The 19,244-nt window shown below is 60.5% G+C and carries 18 protein-coding genes; 12 read left to right on the top strand and 6 right to left on the bottom strand.

Translation table 11 applies throughout. The features are described 5' to 3' along the window. Positions 1-107: 107 nt before the first annotated feature. The 5 genes from HX818_RS02115 to HX818_RS02095 all read right to left on the bottom strand — a co-directional run bounded on the left by HX818_RS02115 (position 108) and on the right by HX818_RS02095 (position 4,567). Positions 108-2,159, bottom strand: coding sequence for a bifunctional diguanylate cyclase/phosphodiesterase (locus HX818_RS02115; RefSeq protein WP_003212994.1), 2,052 nt, complete (start codon positions 2,157-2,159; stop codon positions 108-110). A 270-nt stretch (positions 2,160-2,429) separates the two neighbouring features. Further along, positions 2,430-2,627: a hypothetical protein gene (locus tag HX818_RS02110; protein ID WP_177019397.1), complete on the bottom strand. Its 198-nt coding sequence runs from the start codon at positions 2,625-2,627 to the stop codon at positions 2,430-2,432. Between the two features lie 158 nt (positions 2,628-2,785). After that, positions 2,786-3,382: a superoxide dismutase gene (locus HX818_RS02105; RefSeq protein WP_003212997.1), complete on the bottom strand. Its 597-nt coding sequence runs from the start codon at positions 3,380-3,382 to the stop codon at positions 2,786-2,788. A gap of 175 nt (positions 3,383-3,557) precedes the next feature. Next, complete coding sequence (locus HX818_RS02100) at positions 3,558-4,160, bottom strand: LysE/ArgO family amino acid transporter (RefSeq protein ID WP_177019396.1); 603 nt, start codon at positions 4,158-4,160, stop codon at positions 3,558-3,560. 5 nt (positions 4,161-4,165) lie between these two features. Next, positions 4,166-4,567, bottom strand: coding sequence for an ACT domain-containing protein (locus tag HX818_RS02095; protein ID WP_003213000.1), 402 nt, complete (start codon positions 4,565-4,567; stop codon positions 4,166-4,168). Between the two features lie 98 nt (positions 4,568-4,665). Here HX818_RS02095 and HX818_RS02090 point away from each other — a divergent pair, with 98 nt between their 5' ends. From HX818_RS02090 to HX818_RS02045, 10 genes are all read left to right on the top strand, one after another. Beyond that, a complete protein-coding gene (locus tag HX818_RS02090) occupies positions 4,666-5,559 on the top strand; it encodes a LysR family transcriptional regulator ArgP (RefSeq protein WP_177019395.1) in 894 nt (297 codons plus the stop codon). Positions 5,560-5,611: 52 nt separating this feature from the next. Beyond that, positions 5,612-6,610, top strand: coding sequence for an NAD(P)-dependent oxidoreductase (locus HX818_RS02085; protein ID WP_003213003.1), 999 nt, complete (start codon positions 5,612-5,614; stop codon positions 6,608-6,610). 118 nt (positions 6,611-6,728) lie between these two features. Then, positions 6,729-7,556: an ATPase gene (locus tag HX818_RS02080; RefSeq protein ID WP_177019394.1), complete on the top strand. Its 828-nt coding sequence runs from the start codon at positions 6,729-6,731 to the stop codon at positions 7,554-7,556. 156 nt (positions 7,557-7,712) lie between these two features. Continuing rightward, positions 7,713-8,972, top strand: coding sequence for an AGE family epimerase/isomerase (locus HX818_RS02075; protein ID WP_177019393.1), 1,260 nt, complete (start codon positions 7,713-7,715; stop codon positions 8,970-8,972). A 106-nt stretch (positions 8,973-9,078) separates the two neighbouring features. After that, positions 9,079-10,365, top strand: coding sequence for an ABC transporter substrate-binding protein (locus tag HX818_RS02070; protein ID WP_177019392.1), 1,287 nt, complete (start codon positions 9,079-9,081; stop codon positions 10,363-10,365). An 88-nt stretch (positions 10,366-10,453) separates the two neighbouring features. Further along, positions 10,454-11,362 carry a carbohydrate ABC transporter permease gene (locus HX818_RS02065; protein ID WP_003213011.1) on the top strand — a complete coding sequence of 303 codons (909 nt, stop codon included), beginning with the start codon at positions 10,454-10,456 and terminating at the stop codon, positions 11,360-11,362. Then, positions 11,355-12,200, top strand: a complete 846-nt coding sequence (locus HX818_RS02060; RefSeq protein ID WP_003213012.1) for a carbohydrate ABC transporter permease — start codon at positions 11,355-11,357, stop codon at positions 12,198-12,200. The genes HX818_RS02065 and HX818_RS02060 overlap by 8 nt, the downstream gene beginning before the upstream one ends. 2 nt (positions 12,201-12,202) lie before the next feature. Continuing rightward, positions 12,203-13,363, top strand: coding sequence for an ABC transporter ATP-binding protein (locus HX818_RS02055; RefSeq protein WP_003213014.1), 1,161 nt, complete (start codon positions 12,203-12,205; stop codon positions 13,361-13,363). A 105-nt stretch (positions 13,364-13,468) separates the two neighbouring features. Continuing rightward, complete coding sequence (locus HX818_RS02050) at positions 13,469-14,815, top strand: carbohydrate porin (protein WP_003213016.1); 1,347 nt, start codon at positions 13,469-13,471, stop codon at positions 14,813-14,815. A 178-nt stretch (positions 14,816-14,993) separates the two neighbouring features. Then, the gene (locus HX818_RS02045) at positions 14,994-15,839 is read left to right on the top strand and encodes a D-hexose-6-phosphate mutarotase (RefSeq protein WP_003213018.1); all 846 of its coding nucleotides are present in this window, start codon (positions 14,994-14,996) and stop codon (positions 15,837-15,839) included. A 142-nt stretch (positions 15,840-15,981) separates the two neighbouring features. Here HX818_RS02045 and HX818_RS02040 read toward each other — a convergent pair whose 3' ends face one another. Then, positions 15,982-16,842, bottom strand: a complete 861-nt coding sequence (locus HX818_RS02040; RefSeq protein WP_173406104.1) for a MurR/RpiR family transcriptional regulator — start codon at positions 16,840-16,842, stop codon at positions 15,982-15,984. A gap of 218 nt (positions 16,843-17,060) precedes the next feature. On the opposite strand from HX818_RS02040, the gene zwf reads away from it, so the two are divergent. Both zwf and pgl read left to right on the top strand, forming a co-directional pair. Beyond that, complete coding sequence (gene zwf, locus HX818_RS02035; protein ID WP_177019391.1) at positions 17,061-18,527, top strand: glucose-6-phosphate dehydrogenase; 1,467 nt, start codon at positions 17,061-17,063, stop codon at positions 18,525-18,527. Next, complete coding sequence (gene pgl / locus HX818_RS02030) at positions 18,514-19,227, top strand: 6-phosphogluconolactonase (protein ID WP_177019390.1); 714 nt, start codon at positions 18,514-18,516, stop codon at positions 19,225-19,227. The genes zwf and pgl overlap by 14 nt, the downstream gene beginning before the upstream one ends. The last annotated feature ends 17 nt before the right edge of the window (positions 19,228-19,244 follow it).

Genomic DNA, 19,244 nt, shown 5'->3' with positions numbered 1-19,244 from the left:
GACATAATGCGAAAGATTTGCATTTTGTGTAAAGCGTTATAAGCAGGAAATATTTAGTATCGATTTGCCGGCCATCGGTGCGCGTGGCCCCGATGGCCGGCATCGCTTCAGAGGATGGCGGCGTTATTGCGCTGGGCCTGTTTCAAGTAGGCCACCAACTCCCGTGCCGGCAAGGGTTTGCTGTAGTGGTAGCCCTGACCCTCGTGGCAACCCTCGGAGATGATGTAGGCCTCCTGTTCGGCGGTCTCCACACCCTCGGCGATCACCTGCATGCCAAGGCTTTTGCCGAGCTGGATGATCGCCCGCACGATGGTCGCATCGTCGTCGTCATCCAGCAGGTCCTGGACGAAGCTCTTGTCGATCTTGATCTTGTCCAGCGGCAGGCTTTTCAGATAGCTCAGGGACGAATAGCCGGTGCCGAAGTCATCAATCGCAATCAGTGCCCCGGAGCGGCGCAGGCTCAGCAGGTGCTGGGCGGCGGTGCTGATGTCTTCCATCAGGCCGGTCTCGGTGACTTCCAGCTCCAGGCTACGCGGCGGCAAGCGGTAGATTTGCAGCAGGTTGTTGACCACCCGTGGCAGCTCGGCGTGGTGCAACTGTACGGTCGACAGGTTGACCGCCATGCGCAGCTCGGTGAAGCCCAGGTCATGCCATTCCCGCAGTTGCCGGCAGGCCTGGTCCAGTACCCATTCGCCGATGGCAATGATGGTGCCGTTCTGTTCGGCCAGGGGGATAAACAGGTCGGGCGGCACCAGGCCGTGCTCCGGGTGCTGCCAGCGGATCAACGCTTCGACACCCACCACACGGTGGTCGAGATAGCTGATCTGCGGCTGGTACACCAGGTGAAACTGCTCGCGGCTCAAGGCGTCGCGCAGATCCTTTTCCAGCTCGCGGCGGCGGCGCATTTCGCTGTCGACGCTGGCGATATAGAACTGGTAGCGGTTGCGCGAGCGGCTCTTGGCCAGGGTCATGGTCTGTTCGGCTTTTTGCAGCAGCTTCTCGGTGCTGTCGCCGTCTTCCGGGAACAGGGTAATGCCGATGGTGGCACGCAGGCGGATCTGTTCGTGATCGAGGGCGAATTCGGCTTCCAGGTCGTCGAGGATGCTTTGTGCCAATTCGGCGGCTTCGTAGGGCTGCTCGATATCGGCCTGCACCAGGGCGAACTGGTCGCCGCCGAGGCGGGCGAGGGCGCCGAGGCGGCCGCTGTGGGCGCGCAGGCGGTCGGCCAGGGCCAGCAGCAACTGGTCGCCGGCCTGGTAGGTGAACTGCTCGTTGACGCTTTTGAAGTCATCCAGCCCCACGCACAACACCGCGACCCGACGTTGCCGGCGGCCGGCGTCGATCAGGATCTTGTCCAGTTGCTCCTGCAGTTTCTGGCGGTTCGGCAGGCCGGTCAGGAAGTCGTACTGGGCCATGCGCAGCAGGCTGTTTTCCGCCTCATGGCGCAAGTGCGTATTGCGCTCGATGGATTCGAGCAACTGGTTGGCGGTGTTGATCCAGAGCCCCAGCTCGTTTTTCTCGTGGCCCTTGAGCTGCGGGATCTTGTGCTCGCTGGGGCGGTCGGGGTTGATCGAACTCAGGTGCTCGATGATGCGCGAGAGCGGCTTGGTCAGCAGCCAGTGATAGACCAGGTACAACACCAGCCCCATGGCCAGCGCCCGCAGCACCCCGGAGATGAAAATGATCACCGAACTGACAAGAAACCCTTTGCCATAGGTGGCGGTGTCGAGGGTGATGCTCAGGTCACCGTAGTACTCGCTGTAAGGCCCGCGCCCCACCAGCGGCGTGGTGAACGTGCGTTCCTGGCCCAGGATCAGGTCGGTCAGCCAGCGGCTCGGGGATTGTTGCAGGTCGCGGGTTTTTTCCGCGAGCATGGTTTCGTTGGGGTGGCCGATGGAGGCCATGCGCACGGCATCATCCTGGAATAGGCCTTCGATGACCTGCATGCCCATCTCCCGGTCCAGGCTGTAGACGGCCTGGGTGGACGGGTCGCGAAACATGTCGAGGATGCGCTGGGCATCACCGGCCACGGCCTGGCGCGTCTTGTACGCATCAAAGACGATCTGCGCCGCGCTCAGTACCACGCCCACGGCCAATGCCGAAAGCAGTACCACCCGTAGCAACTTCACCGACAAGCTGTTTTTGAGTTCCAGCTTCAAAGGGTTATTCCTTGTTCCATGCGGGTAGCCTCAATATGCCATGAGTATTGGCAATCCCGTGAGGGCAGTCAAAGGGACATTGCGGCCAGGGCAGGTTTTGCAGTTTAGATGAGCGCGTCCGGGGGTAAGACGTTGGGAGGGGGAATGGAAAGGCAGGCCTGGCATGGAGTGAAGTCGGCGGATCGTACGTGCCGACTTCTTGTACTGTCTTTTCAGGACGAGCGCGGGTTTTTCAGGCCAGCGAAACAAACCGTCGAGCGTCAGCGCCCATCAGGTAAACGGAATTTTCGGCGGTTGTGGCTGGTCTTGCGCCTGAGGGTCGATTTGCCCCAAGGCCTGTCGAGCTATGTCCACGGTCTTATCAAGGATGCCCAGGCTTTTGTCCAGGACGTCCAGGCCCTTATCTGTCACGTTATCGAACACGTTAAGTGCTTGAGGGCCCATGCCGATCAAAGATGCTAGATCCATATCAAGTTCTCCTGCAGTGAATCAGAGGGACATTCCTCTTACATGCTGCGTGGCGAAATCCTTTTGATGAGTTCCAGCGTTTTCCTGGCATTTTTCCATTTGTAATCGCCCACAAAAAAGCCCGGCAATCGCCGGGCTCTTTCTACTGCAAGCGGTACTTAAGCGGTGAAGGTCTTGCCTTCGAACTGCTCAGCCACGAACTTCCAGTTGACCAGGTTCCAGAACGCTTCCACATACTTTGGACGCACGTTGCGGTAGTCGATGTAGTAAGCGTGCTCCCAGACGTCGCAGGTCAGCAGCGGGGTGTCGCCGCTGGTCAGCGGGTTGCCGGCGCCGATGGTGCTGGCCAGGGCCAGGGAACCGTCAGCCTTTTTCACCAGCCAGCCCCAACCGGAACCGAAGGTGCCGACGGAAGTCTTGGTGAACTCTTCCTTGAACTTGTCGAACGAACCGAAGGCAGCGTTGATCGCCTCAGCCAGTGCGCCGGTAGGTTGGCCGCCAGCGTTTGGCGCCAGGCAGTTCCAGTAGAAAGTGTGGTTCCAGACCTGAGCGGCGTTGTTGAAGATGCCGCCCGAAGAAGACTTGACGATTTCTTCCAGGGTCTTGCCTTCGAACTCGGTGCCAGGCACCAGGTTGTTCAGGTTCACGACATAGGTGTTGTGGTGCTTGTCGTGGTGGTATTCCAAGGTTTCCTTGGAAATGTGCGGCTGCAGGGCATCGTGTGCGTAGGGCAGCGGCGGCAATTCGAAAGCCATGATGATTCTCCTAATCAGGTCAGTTGCGGTGAGCGCAAGGCCGATCACGGGCGGCCAAACAAGCGCCGGGGAGTTTGTACTCTTTGCGGCGCAGGGGCTGGATCATAGCACCGGGGGTGCGGCAAAACCACGCAACAACTGTGTGGGATAGAGGTTCCAGAGCGTTTTGGAATATCTACGCTGCGCTGATTAATTGATAGGCCACGCTGAACATCATGGCGGCTACCAGCAGGTCCAGAATCCGCCAGGTGGCGGGGCGCGCCAGCCACGGTGCCAGCCATGCGGCGCCCAGGGCCAGGGTCATGAACCACAGGAATGAAGCGCTGGCAGCCCCGGCCACGTAGGCGCCCGGTTCGGTTTGCTGAGCGCCGAGGGAGCCGATCAACAAGACGGTGTCCAGGTACACGTGGGGGTTGAGCAACGTCACTGCCAGGGCGCTGAGCATTACCGCCTTCAACGAGCGTACCTTGAGGTTTTCGCCCTCGCCCAGGCTCTGCTTCGAGCAGGCCCGGCGCAGGGCGAGGGTACCGTACCAGAGCAGGAACGCTGCGCCACCCCAGCGGGCAATCGCCAGCAATACCGGGTTATGCGCCAGCACGGTGGCCAGGCCGAACACGCCGGCGGCCACCAGGATCGCGTCGCATGCCACGCACAGCGCTGCCACCGGCAGGTGATGTTCGCGCCGCAGGCTTTGCGCCAAAACAAAGGCGTTCTGGGTGCCGATCGCCATGATCAAACCAAAGGCCACCAACAGGCCGTTCATATAGCTTTGCCACATAGGATTTACTCCGCGCCCGCCGCCAATTGCCGCAACACCGTCATGGCGCGCTCGGCATCGGCGCGGCCTACAAACAGGTGATCGTGGTAGTAGCCGGCAATCACGTTGCAACTGATCCCGGCCTGGCCCAGGGCCGTGGCGAACGCGGCGGTCAGGCCGACCGCTTCCAGGGCCGAATGCACGTTGAGGGTGATCCACGCAGCCACATAGTCGAAGGCCAGTCCGGCGCGCTCGGCCTGCTGGCGCTCGACGATCAACGTCAGGCCTTCCTGCTCGCGGAAGCTGCCGATCACCTCGCAACCTTCGGGGATTCGGCTGTCGGCCAGGGTGCAGAACACGTAGTCGCCGTCATTGAGCTGTGGGCTCATGCTGCGCAGCAGGGTTGCCAGGGCGGTTTCGCCAGCCATGTGGAGGTCCTTGAATAAGAAGAAGCGATGCTGGCTATTCTCCCGTCCAAGGCTGTATAAGAAAAACCAATATTGCTGATCGCTCATTAGGAAAACTGATGTTCGACTATAAATTGCTTTCCGCCCTGGCGGCGGTGGTGGAACAGGCCGGCTTCGAGCGGGGCGCGCAGGTACTGGGAATTTCCCAATCGGCGATTTCCCAGCGCATCAAGCTGTTGGAGGCGCGAATCGGCCAGCCGGTGCTGGTACGTGCCACGCCGCCGACGCCCACCGATATCGGCCGCCGCCTGCTTAACCACGTGCAACAGGTACGATTGCTGGAGCGCGACCTGCAAAGCCAGGTGCCTGCGCTGGATGAAGAGGGCATGCCCGAGCGCCTGCGCATCGCCTTGAATGCCGACAGCCTCGCCACGTGGTGGGCCGAGGCGGTGAGCGACTTCTGCGCCGAGCAGCATTTGCTGTTGGACCTGGTGGTAGAAGACCAGACCGTCGGCCTCAAGCGCATGCGCGCCGGCGAAGTAGCAGCCTGTATTTGCGCCAGCGAACGCCCGGTGGCCGGTGCCCGCAGCCTGTTGCTCGGCGCGATGCGGTATCGGGCGCTGGCCAGCCCGGCGTTTGTCGCCCGGCACTTTCCCGAGGGCGTGCGGGCCGATCAACTGGCCCGCACGCCGGCGCTGGTGTTCGGCCCGGATGATTTCCTGCAGCATCGCTACCTGGCGTCCCTGGGCGTCGACGGTGGTTTCGAACACCATCTATGCCCCTCGTCCGAAGGTTTTATTCGCCTGACGGAAGCCGGATTGGGCTGGGGCCTGGTGCCCGAACTGCAGGTGCGCGACCAGCTGGAAAAGGGCGTGTTGGTGGAGTTATTGCCAGATAAGCCGATCGATGTGCCGCTGTACTGGCATCATTGGCGCAGTGGTGGACAATTGCTGGGCCTGCTGACGGATCATCTGGCACACACAACGGGGCAATGGTTGGTGCCGTTGGAGTGATGGCCAGCGTCAAGGCAACAGCGATGAAAAACGAAAGAATGCGGAGTAAGTCATGAAAATTCTGGTCACCGGCGCAAGCGGCTTCATTGGCGGGCGCTTTGCGCGTTTCGCCCTGGAGCAGGGCCTGGACGTGCGGGTCAACGGGCGGCGGGCCGAAGGTGTGGAACACCTGGTACGGCGCGGCGCCGAGTTTATCCAGGGTGATTTGAATGATCCGGACCTGGTGCGCGAGCTGTGCCGCGACGTCGAGGCCGTGGTGCATTGCGCCGGGGCCGTGGGGCTGTGGGGGCGTTATCAGGACTTCCACCAGGGCAATGTGCTGGTTACCGAAAACGTGGTGGAGGCCTGCCTCAAGCAGCGGGTCGGGCGCCTGGTGCACCTGTCTTCGCCGTCGATCTACTTCGACGGCCGTGACCACCTGGGCTTGACCGAAGAACAAGTGCCCAAGCGTTTCAAGCATCCGTATGCAGCCACCAAATACCTGGCGGAGCAAAAGGTGTTTGGCGCCCAGGAGTTTGGCCTCGAAGTGCTGGCCCTGCGCCCGCGCTTTGTCACGGGGGCCGGCGACATGAGCATCTTCCCGCGCCTGTTGAAGATGCAGCGCAAGAACCGCCTGGCGATTGTCGGCGATGGCCTGAACAAGGTCGATTTCACCAGCGTGCACAACCTCAATGAAGCCCTGCTCAGCAGTTTGCTGGCGACGGGCTCGGCGTTGGGCAAGGTCTACAACATCAGCAACGGCGCCCCGGTGCCGGTGTGGGATGTGGTGAACTACGTGATGCGACAGATGGACATGCCTCAGGTCACCCGTTATCGGTCCTACGGCTTGTCTTACAGCGTTGCGGCGCTCAATGAAGCCTTCTGTGCCATGTGGCCAGGGCGCCCGGAACCGTCTTTGTCACGGCTGGGCATGCAGGTGATGAACAAAGATTTCACCCTCGACATCACCCGCGCACGGCATTATCTCGACTACCAGCCCAAGGTCAGCCTGTGGGCGGCCCTCGACGAGTTCTGTAGCTGGTGGAAGGCCCAGGACGTGGGACTTAAATAACCGGCAACACACCGGGAACCGAATTTGCGAACCCGGGTCGATCAGTGCGGCAGGTCGGGGGTTTATACTCCGACGCCTGGCTATCCATATGCCACCTCAAAGGATTTAAGGTTGATTCATGCGTAACGATGCTAACGACGACTTCGACAACGTTCCCAGCCTGCGGGCCGACACCTCGGACGACGATGATTTCGAGCCCACGCCGGCTACCTCCGTGCGCTCCCGGCCTGCGCCGGTCGTCAAGGTCAAGAGCGCCAGTACCGGGCCGCTGTGGGCATTGGTCGGTGCGCTGCTGTTCGCCTTCGCCGGCCTAGCCTGGTGGAGCTTCCAGCAGATTTCCCTGATGGGCCAGCAACTGGTGGCGACCCAGGAAAGCTTCGCGCGCATCAGCGAGGAAGCGGCGGGGCGCCTGCAGGATATTTCCGGCAAGGTGGTGGCCAGCGAAGCCAATGTGAATAATGGCAGCGAGGCCCTGAAACTGCAGATCAAGCAGCTGGAGACCCAGTTGCTGGAGCAGGGCAAGCAGCAGATGGGCGTGGCCGGCCAGGCGACTGACCTGGACAAGCGCCTGGAGCAGATGACCGCCAGCACGACCCAACTGTCCAGTGCCAACGCGCAATTGCAGGGCCAGGTCCAGGCGCTGACGGATGCGGTGGCTACCCTCAAGTCCCGGGATGCCGAGTTCAAGGACCTCTCCGCCGACGTCGCAGCCCTGAAAAAACAGGGCAACCCCACGGCCGCCATCGCCCGCCTGGAGCAGGACCTTGTGGTCCTCAAGAGCGAACTGGACAACCGCGCCGCGGCTTCCGACGGTCCGTCCACCAAGGAGTTCGACGTGTTCCGCATCCAGACCACGCGTAACGTCACTGCCTTGCAAAGCCAGGTGCAGAACCTGCAGCAGCAGATCAACCAGCCTGCCCGGATCACCCCTCTCGGGCAGCAGTGATGTGAGGTGCTGCAGGCGTCATTACACATGACGCCTGCAGGCCCTGGCACAATCAATGTCACCAATCGGTGACATTTCCCGTCTCCTTCGTTACTTGCCCTCGCGCCGCCCTTGTTTAGACTCCCGTCATCCCGCACATAATAAAAAGGGCTAATCATGACCACGCAACCACTGCCTGCCAGTAGTTGGCTGAACGCGCCTGCCCATCACGCCTGGCTTGCCACTGAAGGCCAGCGCCTGCTGTCATTCGCCAAGGCTTCCAGGCTGCCTGACGGCTTCGGCAACCTCGACGATCAAGGCGTCCTGCCGCCCGATGCCGTCGCCGAAACCATGAACACCGCCCGCATGACCCATAGCTTTGCCATGGCCCATGGCCTGGGCCTGCCAGGTTATGCCGACCTGGTGGAACACGGCGTCATGGCCCTCAGCGGCCCGCTGCGCGATGCCCGGCACGGCGGTTGGTTCGCCACGCCCGACGCCCGCGACGGCAACACCGGCAAGGCCGCCTACCTGCACGCCTTTGTCGCCCTGGCCGCCAGCTCCGCAGTAGTGGCCGGCGCTCCCGGCGCGCAAACCTTGCTCAACGACGCGATCCACATCATCGACCAGTACTTCTGGAACGAAGAGGAGGGCGCGATGCTCGAGTCCTTTGCCCAGGACTGGAGCGGGGTAGAAGCCTATCGCGGCGCCAACAGCAACATGCACGCCACCGAAGCCTTCCTGGCCCTGGCCGATGTCACCGGTGAAACCCGCTGGCTGGACCGGGCACTGCGCATCGTCGAGCGGATTATTCATACCCATGCGGCGCAAAACCGGGACATGGTGATCGAGCATTTCGACAGCCATTGGCAACCCCTGCGTGGTTACAACGAAGACAACCCGGCCGATGGTTTTCGTCCCTACGGCATCACCCCCGGCCACGGCTTCGAATGGGCGCGACTGGTGTTGCACCTTGAGGCTGCGCGCCTGGATGCCGGGCTCGTCACCCCTGAGTGGCTAGTGACCGACGCCAAGGGCCTGTTCGCCAGCGCCTGTGAATACGCCTGGGCCGTCGACGGCGCCCCCGGCATTGTCTACACCCTCGACTGGAGCCAGCGCCCCGTGGTGCACGAGCGCCTGCACTGGACCCATTGTGAAGCCAGCGCCGCTGCCCAGGCGCTGCTCAAACGCACGGGGGAGCTGCATTACGAAACCTGGTACCGGCGCTTCTGGGAGTTCTGTGAAACCCGTTTCATTGACCGCACCCACGGCAGCTGGCACCACGAACTGAGCCCGAAAAACCAGCCCAGCGCGAAAATCTGGGGTGGCAAACCGGACCTCTACCACACCTGGCAGTCTGTCTTGCTGCCGGGGCTACCCTTGTCACCGAGCATGGCCAGTGCCGTGGCCACCGGGCGCTATGTCACCAAGTGGTGACATTTTGGCGTCCCTTTGTTACCTGCACCTGAAAAATCCCTGTTTAAACTCGTTTGCAGCGCAAGCACCGACTTGCATGCATAACAACAAGAAAAAAGGTACTCAGATGAAAGCGATCAGTCGCCTCGCCGTAGCTATTTCCGTTGCCTCGTTGTTTCCCCTCAGTGCTTTTGCCGCCGACTCGAAAGGGACGGTTGAAGTTGTGCATTGGTGGACCTCGGGTGGCGAGAAAGCGGCAGTAGATGTCCTGAAGGCCCAAGTTGAAAAAGACGGTTTCACCTGGAAAGACGGTGCCGTCGCCGGCGGTGGCGGTTCCACTGCCATGACCGTACTGAAAAGCCGCGCCGTTGCTGGCAACCCGCCAGGCATGGCCCAGATCAAAGGCCCCGACATCCAGGAATGGGCGTCCACCGGGCTGCTCGACACCGACGTCCTGAAGGTTCCCGCCAAAGAAGAGAAGTGGGATTCGCTGCTGGACAAGAAAGTCTCCGATACCGTGAAGTACGAAGGTGATTACGTGGCCGTGCCGGTGAACATTCACCGCGTGAACTGGCTGTGGATCAACCCGGAAGTGTTCAAGAAAGCCGGTATCGAAAAACCGCCTACCACCCTCGAAGAATTCTACGCCGCTGGCGACAAGCTGAAAAAAGCCGGCTTCATTGCGCTCGCCCACGGTGGCCAGCCTTGGCAGGACAGCACCGTCTTCGAAGCGGTCGTGCTCTCGGTCATGGGGGCTGACGGTTACAAGAAAGCCCTGGTGGACCTCGACGAAAAAGCCCTGACCGGCCCTGAAATGATCAAGTCCCTGACCGAGCTGAAGAAAGTCGCGACCTACATGGACGCCGACGGCAAGGGCCAGGACTGGAACCTGGAAGCCGCCAAGGTCATCAATGGCAAAGCCGGCATGCAGATCATGGGTGACTGGGCCAAGAGTGAATGGACCGCCGCCAAGAAAGTCGCCGGCAAAGACTACGAGTGCGTAGCCTTCCCGGGCACCGACAAGGCCTTCACCTACAACATCGACTCCCTCGCAGCCTTCAAGCAGAAAGACAAAGGCACTGCTGCCGGTCAGCAGGACATCGCCAAGGTCGTGCTGAGCGAAAACTTCCAGAAAGTCTTCAGCATCAACAAGGGCTCGATCCCGGTTCGTATCGACATGTTGCAAGACATGGGCAAATACGGCTTCGACTCCTGCGCCCAGACTGCTGCCAAGGACTTCCTGGCGGATGCCAAGACTGGCGGCCTGCAACCAAGCATGGCCCACAACATGGCAACCACGCTGGCGGTACAAGGCGCGTTCTTTGATGTCGTGACCAACTACATCAATGACCCGAAAGCTGACCCTGCCGATACCGCGAAGAAACTCGCGGCAGCGATCAAGTCGGCCAAGTAACGGTTAGTACCGAATGGCCTTGTGGGGGGACCCCTAACCCCCACAAGGCATGTTCCTGTAGTCCTTTTTCCCTGTACTGGATTTTCCCATGAGTTCTGTTGCTGTGTTCAGCAAAGCCTCGCCGTTCGATGCACTGCAGCGCTGGCTACCCAAACTGGTGCTGGCGCCGAGCATGTTCATCGTTCTGGTGGGCTTCTATGGCTACATCCTGTGGACGTTCGTGCTGTCGTTCACTAACTCGACTTTCCTGCCGACCTACAAGTTCGTAGGCCTGGCGCAATACGTGCGCTTGTTCGACAACGACCGCTGGTGGGTCGCGAGCAAGAACCTCGCGGTGTTCGGGGGCATGTTCATCGGCATCACCCTGGTGATCGGCGTGACCCTGGCGATTTTCCTCGACCAGAAAATCCGTCGCGAAGGTTTTATCCGCACCATTTACCTGTACCCGATGGCGCTCTCGATGATCGTCACCGGTACCGCCTGGAAATGGCTGCTCAACCCAGGCATGGGCCTGGACAAACTGCTGCGTGACTGGGGCTGGGAAGGCTTTCGCCTGGACTGGCTGATCGACCCGGACCGTGTGGTGTATTGCCTAGTGATCGCTGCTGTGTGGCAAGCCTCCGGCTTCATCATGGCGATGTTCCTTGCCGGCCTGCGCGGTGTTGATCAATCGATCATCCGTGCCGCACAGATCGACGGCGCGAGCATGCCGCGCATCTACTGGAAAGTGGTGCTGCCAAGCCTGCGCCCGGTGTTCTTCAGTGCGGTAATGATCCTGGCGCACATCGCGATCAAGAGCTTCGACCTGGTGGCGGCCATGACGGCGGGTGGTCCGGGTTACTCCTCCGACCTGCCGGCGATGTTCATGTACTCCTTCACCTTCAGCCGCGGCCAGATGGGCATGGGTTCGGCCAGTGCGATTCTGATGCTCGGTGCGATTCTCGCGATCATCGTGCCTTACCTGTACTCCGAGCTGAGGACCAAGCGCAATGACTAGTCTTGCTGGCAAACCTGCCATCAGCCTGAGCCGCGTCGCGATCTACGCGGTGCTGATTCTCGCTGTCCTGCTGTACCTGGTGCCGTTGGTGGTCATGTTGCTCACCAGCTTCAAGACCCCGGAAGACATCAGCACCGGCAACCTGCTGAGCTGGCCCACCGTGATCACCGGCATCGGCTGGGTGAAAGCCTGGGCCACGGTTGACGGCTACTTCTGGAACTCGATCAAGATCACCGTTCCGGCGGTACTGATCTCCACCGCCATCGGTGCGTTGAACGGCTACGTGCTGTCGATGTGGCGCTTCCGTGGTTCGCAGTTGTTCTTCGGCCTGTTGCTGTTCGGCTGCTTCCTGCCGTTCCAGACCGTGCTGCTGCCAGCCTCGTTCACCCTCGGCAAGATGGGCCTGGCCAGTACCACCACGGGCCTGGTGTTCGTGCACATCGTCTACGGACTGGCGTTTACTACACTGTTCTTCCGTAACTACTACGTCAGCATTCCCGATGCACTGGTGAAGGCGGCTCGCCTGGATGGCGCGGGGTTCTTCACGATCTTCCGCCTGATCATCCTGCCGATGTCGACACCCATCATCATGGTGTGCCTGATCTGGCAGTTCACGCAGATCTGGAACGACTTCCTGTTCGGCGTGGTGTTCTCCAGCGGTGATTCGCAGCCCATCACGGTGGCGCTGAACAACCTGGTCAACACCAGTACCGGGGTCAAGGAATATAACGTTGATATGGCGGCGGCGATGATCGCCGGGCTGCCGACCCTGCTGGTCTATGTGGTCGCAGGCAAGTATTTCGTGCGCGGCCTGACGGCCGGCGCGGTCAAGGGGTAATCATGGCAACGCTCGAACTTCGTAACGTAAACAAGACCTACGGTACCGGCCTGCCGGACACCCTGAAGAACATCGAACTGTCGATCAAGGAAGGTGAGTTCCTGATCCTGGTCGGTCCTTCGGGTTGCGGCAAATCGACCTTGATGAATTGCATTGCCGGCCTGGAAAACATCACCGGTGGCGCGATCATGATCGGCGACCAGGACGTCAGCGGCATGAGCCCCAAGGATCGTGACATCGCCATGGTGTTCCAGTCCTACGCGCTGTACCCGACCATGAGCGTGCGCGAGAACATCGAATTCGGCCTGAAGATTCGCAAGATGCCCCAGGCGGCGATCGATGAAGAAGTGGCGCGAGTGGCCAAGCTGCTGCAGATCGAGCACCTGCTCAATCGCAAGCCGGGCCAGCTCTCCGGTGGCCAGCAACAACGCGTGGCCATGGGCCGTGCACTGGCGCGTCGCCCGAAGATCTACCTGTTCGACGAACCGCTGTCCAACCTCGACGCCAAGCTGCGGGTCGAGATGCGTACCGAAATGAAACTGATGCACCAGCGTCTGAAAACCACCACCGTCTACGTCACCCACGATCAGATCGAAGCGATGACCCTGGGCGACAAAGTGGCGGTCATGAAGGACGGCATCATCCAGCAGTTCGGCACGCCGAAAGAGATCTACAACGACCCGGCCAATCTGTTCGTGGCGAGCTTCATCGGTTCGCCGCCGATGAACTTCATTCCACTGCGCCTGCAACGCAAGGACGGCCGCCTGGTGGCGCTGCTGGACAGCGGCCAGGCCCGCTGTGAATTGCCGTTGAACATGAACGATGCCGGTCTTGAAGACCGCGAAGTGATCCTGGGCCTGCGCCCGGAGCAGATCGTACTGGCTGCCGCTGAAGCCACCGGCGCGCCGACCATTCGGGCCGAGGTGCAAGTCACCGAGCCGACCGGTCCGGACACCCTGGTGTTCGTGCAAATCAATGACACCAAGGTCTGCTGCCGCCTGGCGCCCGATGTGGCGCCGCAAGTGGGCGAGACCCTGACCTTGCAGTTCGACCCGGCCAAGGTGTTGCTGTTCGACGCCAAGACCGGCGAGCGCCTGGGCACTGCCACCTCGTTGCCGGCACAGGATCGTGCGGACAACGTTGCTCAATTCAAGGGACGCTGAAGTTTCAAATGATGTGTAGGGGCTTTTGTGAGAGTCCTGCTCTCACAAAGAAGTAAACCGCGTTAGATAAAAACAGTTAATAACAATAAAGACGAGGATGTAGGGATGAAAAAGCACCACAACAACACCCGGCTGATCTGCCAACTGTCAGCAGCAGCCGCCCTGGTACTGTCCGCCAATGCGATGGCGGACGACGCGTTCAGCGCCGATTCCAAGTGGATGACCGGCGATTGGGGCGGCGAGCGTACCAAGCTGATCGAGCAAGGTATCGACATCAAGGCGGATTACGTCGGTGAAGTCGGTGGCAACCTCAGCGGTGGCTACAACAACGACAAGACTGCCCGTTACGCTGACCAGTTCGGTCTGGGCGTGGCACTGGACCTGCAAAAGCTGTGGGGCTGGGACAACACCCAGGCCAAGATCCAGTTGACCAATCGTAATGGCGCAAACATTTCCAACGACCGTATTGGCGACCCGCGTGCCGGCACCTTGAGTTCGTCTCAAGAAGTCGACGGCCGAGGCCACATGGTGCGTCTGACCCAGTTCTGGATTCAGCACCAGATGTTCGACAACAAACTGGACGTGAAACTCGGTTACTTCGGTGAAGGCGAAGACTTCAACACCTTCCCGTGCGACTTCCAGAACCTGTCGTTCTGTGGCTCGCAGGTCGGTAACTATGTAAACACCTGGTACAACTGGCCCGTCAGCCAGGCGGCTATCCGCGTGAAGTACAACATCACGCCTGAGCTGTATGCGCAAATCGGTGCGTACAACCAGAACCCGTCGCAACTGGAGCACGGCAACGGCTTCAAGCTCAGCGGCAGCGGCACCAAGGGCACCGTATTGCCGGTTGAATTGGTCTGGTCGCCGAAGGTCAATGGCCTGCCGGGCGAATACCGTGTGGGTTACTACAAGAGCACCGCCGACGCTACCGACGTACGTGAAGACGTCAACGGTAACGATGCTGGCACCACGGGCGCAGCCTTCCGCGTTCGCAGCAGCAAAAGCGGTTACTGGGGCGTTCTGCAACAGCAACTCACCACCCACAATGGCGATGCTTCCCGCGGCTTGAACATTGCGGCCAACGTCACCTTCCACGACAAAGACACCAACCTGGTCGACAACTACCAGTCGCTGATGCTTGTGTATAAAGGTCCATTCGACGCACGTACAAAAGATGACGTGGGTATCGGTGTATCCCGTATCCATGCCAACAGTGACGTGAAGAAAAATGCTGAGTTGCTCAACGCGGCCGGCGGTTTCACGGATTACGACCAATCGGGTTACGCACCGCTGCGTAACACGGAGTACAACGTCGAACTCAACTACGGCATCCACGTCACCAACTGGCTGACCGTGCGTCCCAACCTGCAATACATCGCCAACCCAGGTGGTGTTAAGCAAGTCGACAACGCGGTGGTAGCGGGCCTGAAAATTCAGTCTACGTTCTAACGTTGTTGCGATAAGCTCCTTCTCTCTGTGCGCATTTTGCGGGTAGCCATGGCTATCCGCTTTTTTTTGTGTGGGAGCTGGCTTGCCTGCGATGCGAGCCCCGCGGTGTATCTGCCACACCGAGGCGATGCCATCGCAGGCAAGCCAGCGCCTGCAAAGATATTCAGGACCGTGGCACATGCATGAGCATCCGCTGCAACGCTTTTTCAAATCCCTGCGCGAGCGGCCGGTATTCGCCTGGGAACGCTTCCAGATGCGCGATGTGCTGGTGATCGATCACCCGCTCTGCCAGGCGGTGTTCAGTCGCCAGGGCGCGCAATTGCTGCACTTTCAGCCCACGGGCCAGAAGCCCTGGCTGTGGTGCGCGGCCAAGTGGCCGCAGGTCGGCGCCATCCGTGGCGGCGTGCCGGTGTGTTGGCCGTGGTATGGCCGCCATCCCAGCGAAAACGCCTGGCCGTCCCATGGCTGGGCACGGCTGATCGACTGGAAATTGCTGGACAGCAGCACCGACGACGACGGCGTGCGTTTGCACTGGCAATTGCAGCTATGCGACTGGCAGGTGGACCTGCATGCACACCTGGGGGAAACCCTGGAGCTGCGCCTGGCCACCGAGCACCAGGACGAGCTGCCGTGCCAATTGAGCCATGCTTTGCACGCTTATTGGCGGATTGGCAACGTTGGTGAGATAGCGCTGTCTGGGCTCGATGGCGCGCAGGGCTACGACCAGCTGAATCGTCAGGCGTGCCAGCAGGAAGGCGAGTTGCGTGTCGATGGTGGGTGTCAGCGGGTGTTCCAGCACGACGGTGAACTGCACCTCAAGGACCATGCCTGGCAGCGCGAATTGTGCATCGACACCGGCGAGAGTGCCGACACGGTGGTGTGGCACCCGGGGAGTCGACCGTTGCTGGGGGTGAGCTTCAACGAGGCTGCGGGGTTTGTGTGTGTGGAGTCGGCGATGGCTGCTGCGAGCCTGGCGCCGGGGGAGAGGGCGCATTTGAGTTTGCAGGCGCGGGCGGGGGCTTGATCCGGATGTTCCGGTGTTGCTGATGCCGCTTTCGCGAGCAAGCCCGCTCCCACATTAGACCGAGTTCCACTTTTGGAATGCAGTCGAATGTGGGAGCGGGCTTGCTCGCGAAGAGGCCGGCACATTCACAGTAGATTCGGGCCTAGTTGAATTCATCCCCAACCGGATACCGGCTGTCGTTCAAGCTCTCTTTGATCTTGCGCAAGTGCGGCTGGAAATCCACTCCGCGACGCAAGGTCATGCCCGTCGCCAGTACATCCAGCACCGTCAACTGAATGATCCGCGAGGTCATCGGCATGTAGATGTCGGTGTCTTCCGGCAACGGAATGTTCAGGCTCACCGTACTGGCCTTGGCCAGCGGCGAATTTTCGGCGGTCACGCCCAGCACCGAGGCGCCGTTTTCCCGCGCAATACGTGCTACTTCCACCAGTTCACGGGTACGCCCGGTGTAGGAAATGATCACGAACAACTCCCCGGTGTGGGCCACCGAGGCGATCATCCGCTGCATCAGCACATCGGCGTGGGCCGTGACCGACAGGTTGAAACGGAAAAACTTGTGCAGCGCGTCCATGGCCACCGGCGCCGAAGCACCCAGGCCGAAGAAGTGGATCTGCCGAGCCTGGATCAGCAGGTCGACGGCCTTGCTGATCAGGTTCGGGTCCAGGGCCTGGCAGGCGCTGTCGAGGGACGCGATGGCACTGCCGAAGATCTTCTGGGTGTAGGCCTCCGGGTTATCATCGGCCTCCACCGCGCGGCTGACATACGCCGCGCCACTGGCCAGGCTTTGCGCCAGCTGCAATTTAAGTTCAGGGTAACCACTCACGCCGAACGAGCGGCAGAAGCGGTTCACTGTAGGTTCGCTGACCGAAGCGGCCTGGGCGAGGGCGGCGATAGAGAAGCGGGTCGCCTGCTGCGGGTTGAGCAGGATGACCTCGGCGACTTTACGTTCAGCCTTGTTCAGTTCTTCGAGGCGTTTCTGGATCTGTTCCAGTAGATTTCGCACGCGGTCCATTCATGTTTCCTTAGGGCGACGATGCAAATAAGGGTCGTCAACCAATCGACGAGCGGCCCTTTGCGGTGGCCTATCCTACTGAGGGTAGTTGAACACCACCACTCGGAATACGTTTTTCGGGAAAATGTTGTGGTTATTACTACATTTTTCCTTGAGTGATGCCTTAAAAAAAGGTATTTGTAGCTTAACTTGATAAAAGAACAAACATCATGCCTTCGATAACCGTAGAACCCTGCACCTTTGCCCTGTTTGGCGCCTTGGGTGATCTGGCGCTGCGCAAGTTATTTCCTGCCCTCTATCAACTCGATGGTGCGGGCCTGCTGCACGAAGACACGCGCATCCTGGCCCTGGCCCGTGAGGCCGGTTCCGAGCAACAGCACCTGGTCCACATCGAAAAAGAATTGCGTGGTTACGTTGGCAAGGAACTGGACGAAACCGTCGCCCAGCGTTTCCTGGCCCGCCTGACGTACCTGCATGTCGACTTCCTGAAGGCCGATGACTACGTCGCCCTGGCAGAGAACGCCGGCACTGAACAACGCCTGATTGCCTACTTCGCCACCCCGGCGGCGGTGTATGGCGCGATCTGCGAGAACCTGTCCAAGGTCGGCCTGGCGGAAAATACCCGCGTGGTCCTGGAAAAACCCATCGGTTCGGACCTGGATTCCTCGCGCAAGGTCAACGACGCCGTGGCGCAGTTTTTCCCGGAAAACCGCACCTACCGCATCGACCACTACCTGGGCAAAGAGACCGTCCAGAACCTGATCGCCCTGCGTTTTGCCAACAGCCTGTTTGAAACCCAGTGGAACCAGAACTACATCTCCCACGTGGAAATCACCGTGGCCGAGCAAGTAGGCATCGAAGGTCGCTGGGGCTATTTCGACAAGGCCGGGCAGCTGCGGGACATGATCCAGAATCACCTGCTGCAGCTGCTGTGCCTGATCGCCATGGACCCGCCGGCCGACCTGTCTGCCGACAGTATTCGGGACGAGAAGGTCAAGGTGCTCAAGGCCCTGGCGCCCATCAGCCCGGACGGCCTGACCACCCAGGTGGTGCGTGGCCAATACATCGCCGGCTACAGCGCCGGCAAGCCGGTACCGGGTTACCTGGAAGAAGAGAACTCCAACACCCAGAGCGACACCGAGACCTTCGTCGCCCTGCGTGCCGATATCCGTAACTGGCGTTGGGCCGGGGTGCCGTTCTACCTGCGTACCGGCAAGCGCATGCCGCAAAAACTGTCGCAGATCGTCATCCACTTCAAGGAACCGTCCCACTACATCTTCGCCCCCGAGCAGCGCTTGCAGATCAGCAACAAACTGATCATCCGCCTGCAACCGGACGAAGGGATTTCCTTGCGCGTGATGACCAAGGAGCAGGGCCTGGACAAGGGCATGCAACTGCGCAGCGGCCCGCTGCAACTGAATTTTTCCGACACCTATCGCAGCGCACGGATTCCCGATGCCTACGAGCGGCTGTTGCTGGAAGTAATGCGTGGCAACCAGAACCTGTTTGTGCGCAAAGATGAAATCGAAGCTGCGTGGAAGTGGTGTGACCAGTTGATCGCCGGATGGAAAAAATCCGGTGATGCGCCCAAGCCGTACGCGGCGGGGTCCTGGGGGCCAATGAGCTCGATTGCACTGATCACGCGGGACGGGAGGTCTTGGTATGGCGATATCTGATTTGAAACTGCCTCAGGGCGTGACTGCCCATGAGTACCGCAACCCGGTGCTGCTGGCGGATGGCTTGGCCAATGACGTGGCCGAACAACTGCGCGCGGCCATCAGTGCCCGTGGCGAGGCGACCCTGGTGGTGTCCGGCGGCCGCAGCCCGGTGGCGTTCTTCCAGAACCTCGCCAAGCAAGGCCTGGACTGGTCCAAGGTGACCATCACCCTGGCCGACGAGCGCTGGGTGCCGGTGGAACATGCCGACAGCAATGCCGGCCTGTTGAAGAAGTATTTGCTGCAAGGCCCGGCGGCCAAGGCCAAGTTCCTGAGCCTGTACAGCGTCGCCGCCACCCTTGACGACGCTGCCGAGCAAGCCGATCGCCTGCTGGCCGAGTTGTCGGCAATTGATGTGCTGGTGCTGGGCATGGGCGACGACGGTCACACCGCGTCGCTGTTCCCCAACAGCCCGAACCTGGCTGAAGCACTGAAGCCCGATGGCAGTCGTCGTTGCTGGCCGATGCTGGCGCCGACCGTGCCGCACCAGCGCCTGACCATGAGTCGCGCGTTGCTGGCTACCGCCCACTACACCGTGCTGTCGATTTCCGGCAGCTCGAAATTGACCACCTTGAGCGCCGCGCTGGCCAGTGACGACGTTGCTGCCATGCCGATACGCGCGTTTTTGCAACCTACTTTAGAGATTTACTGGTGCCCATGAGCCAAGGATCAGCCGCG

This window comes from Pseudomonas sp. F9001 (assembly GCF_013385435.1).
In the GTDB taxonomy this organism is placed as follows: domain Bacteria; phylum Pseudomonadota; class Gammaproteobacteria; order Pseudomonadales; family Pseudomonadaceae; genus Aquipseudomonas.
Note: the sequence above shows the minus strand (reverse complement) of the source record. Positions and strands in the feature narration are given on the sequence as shown.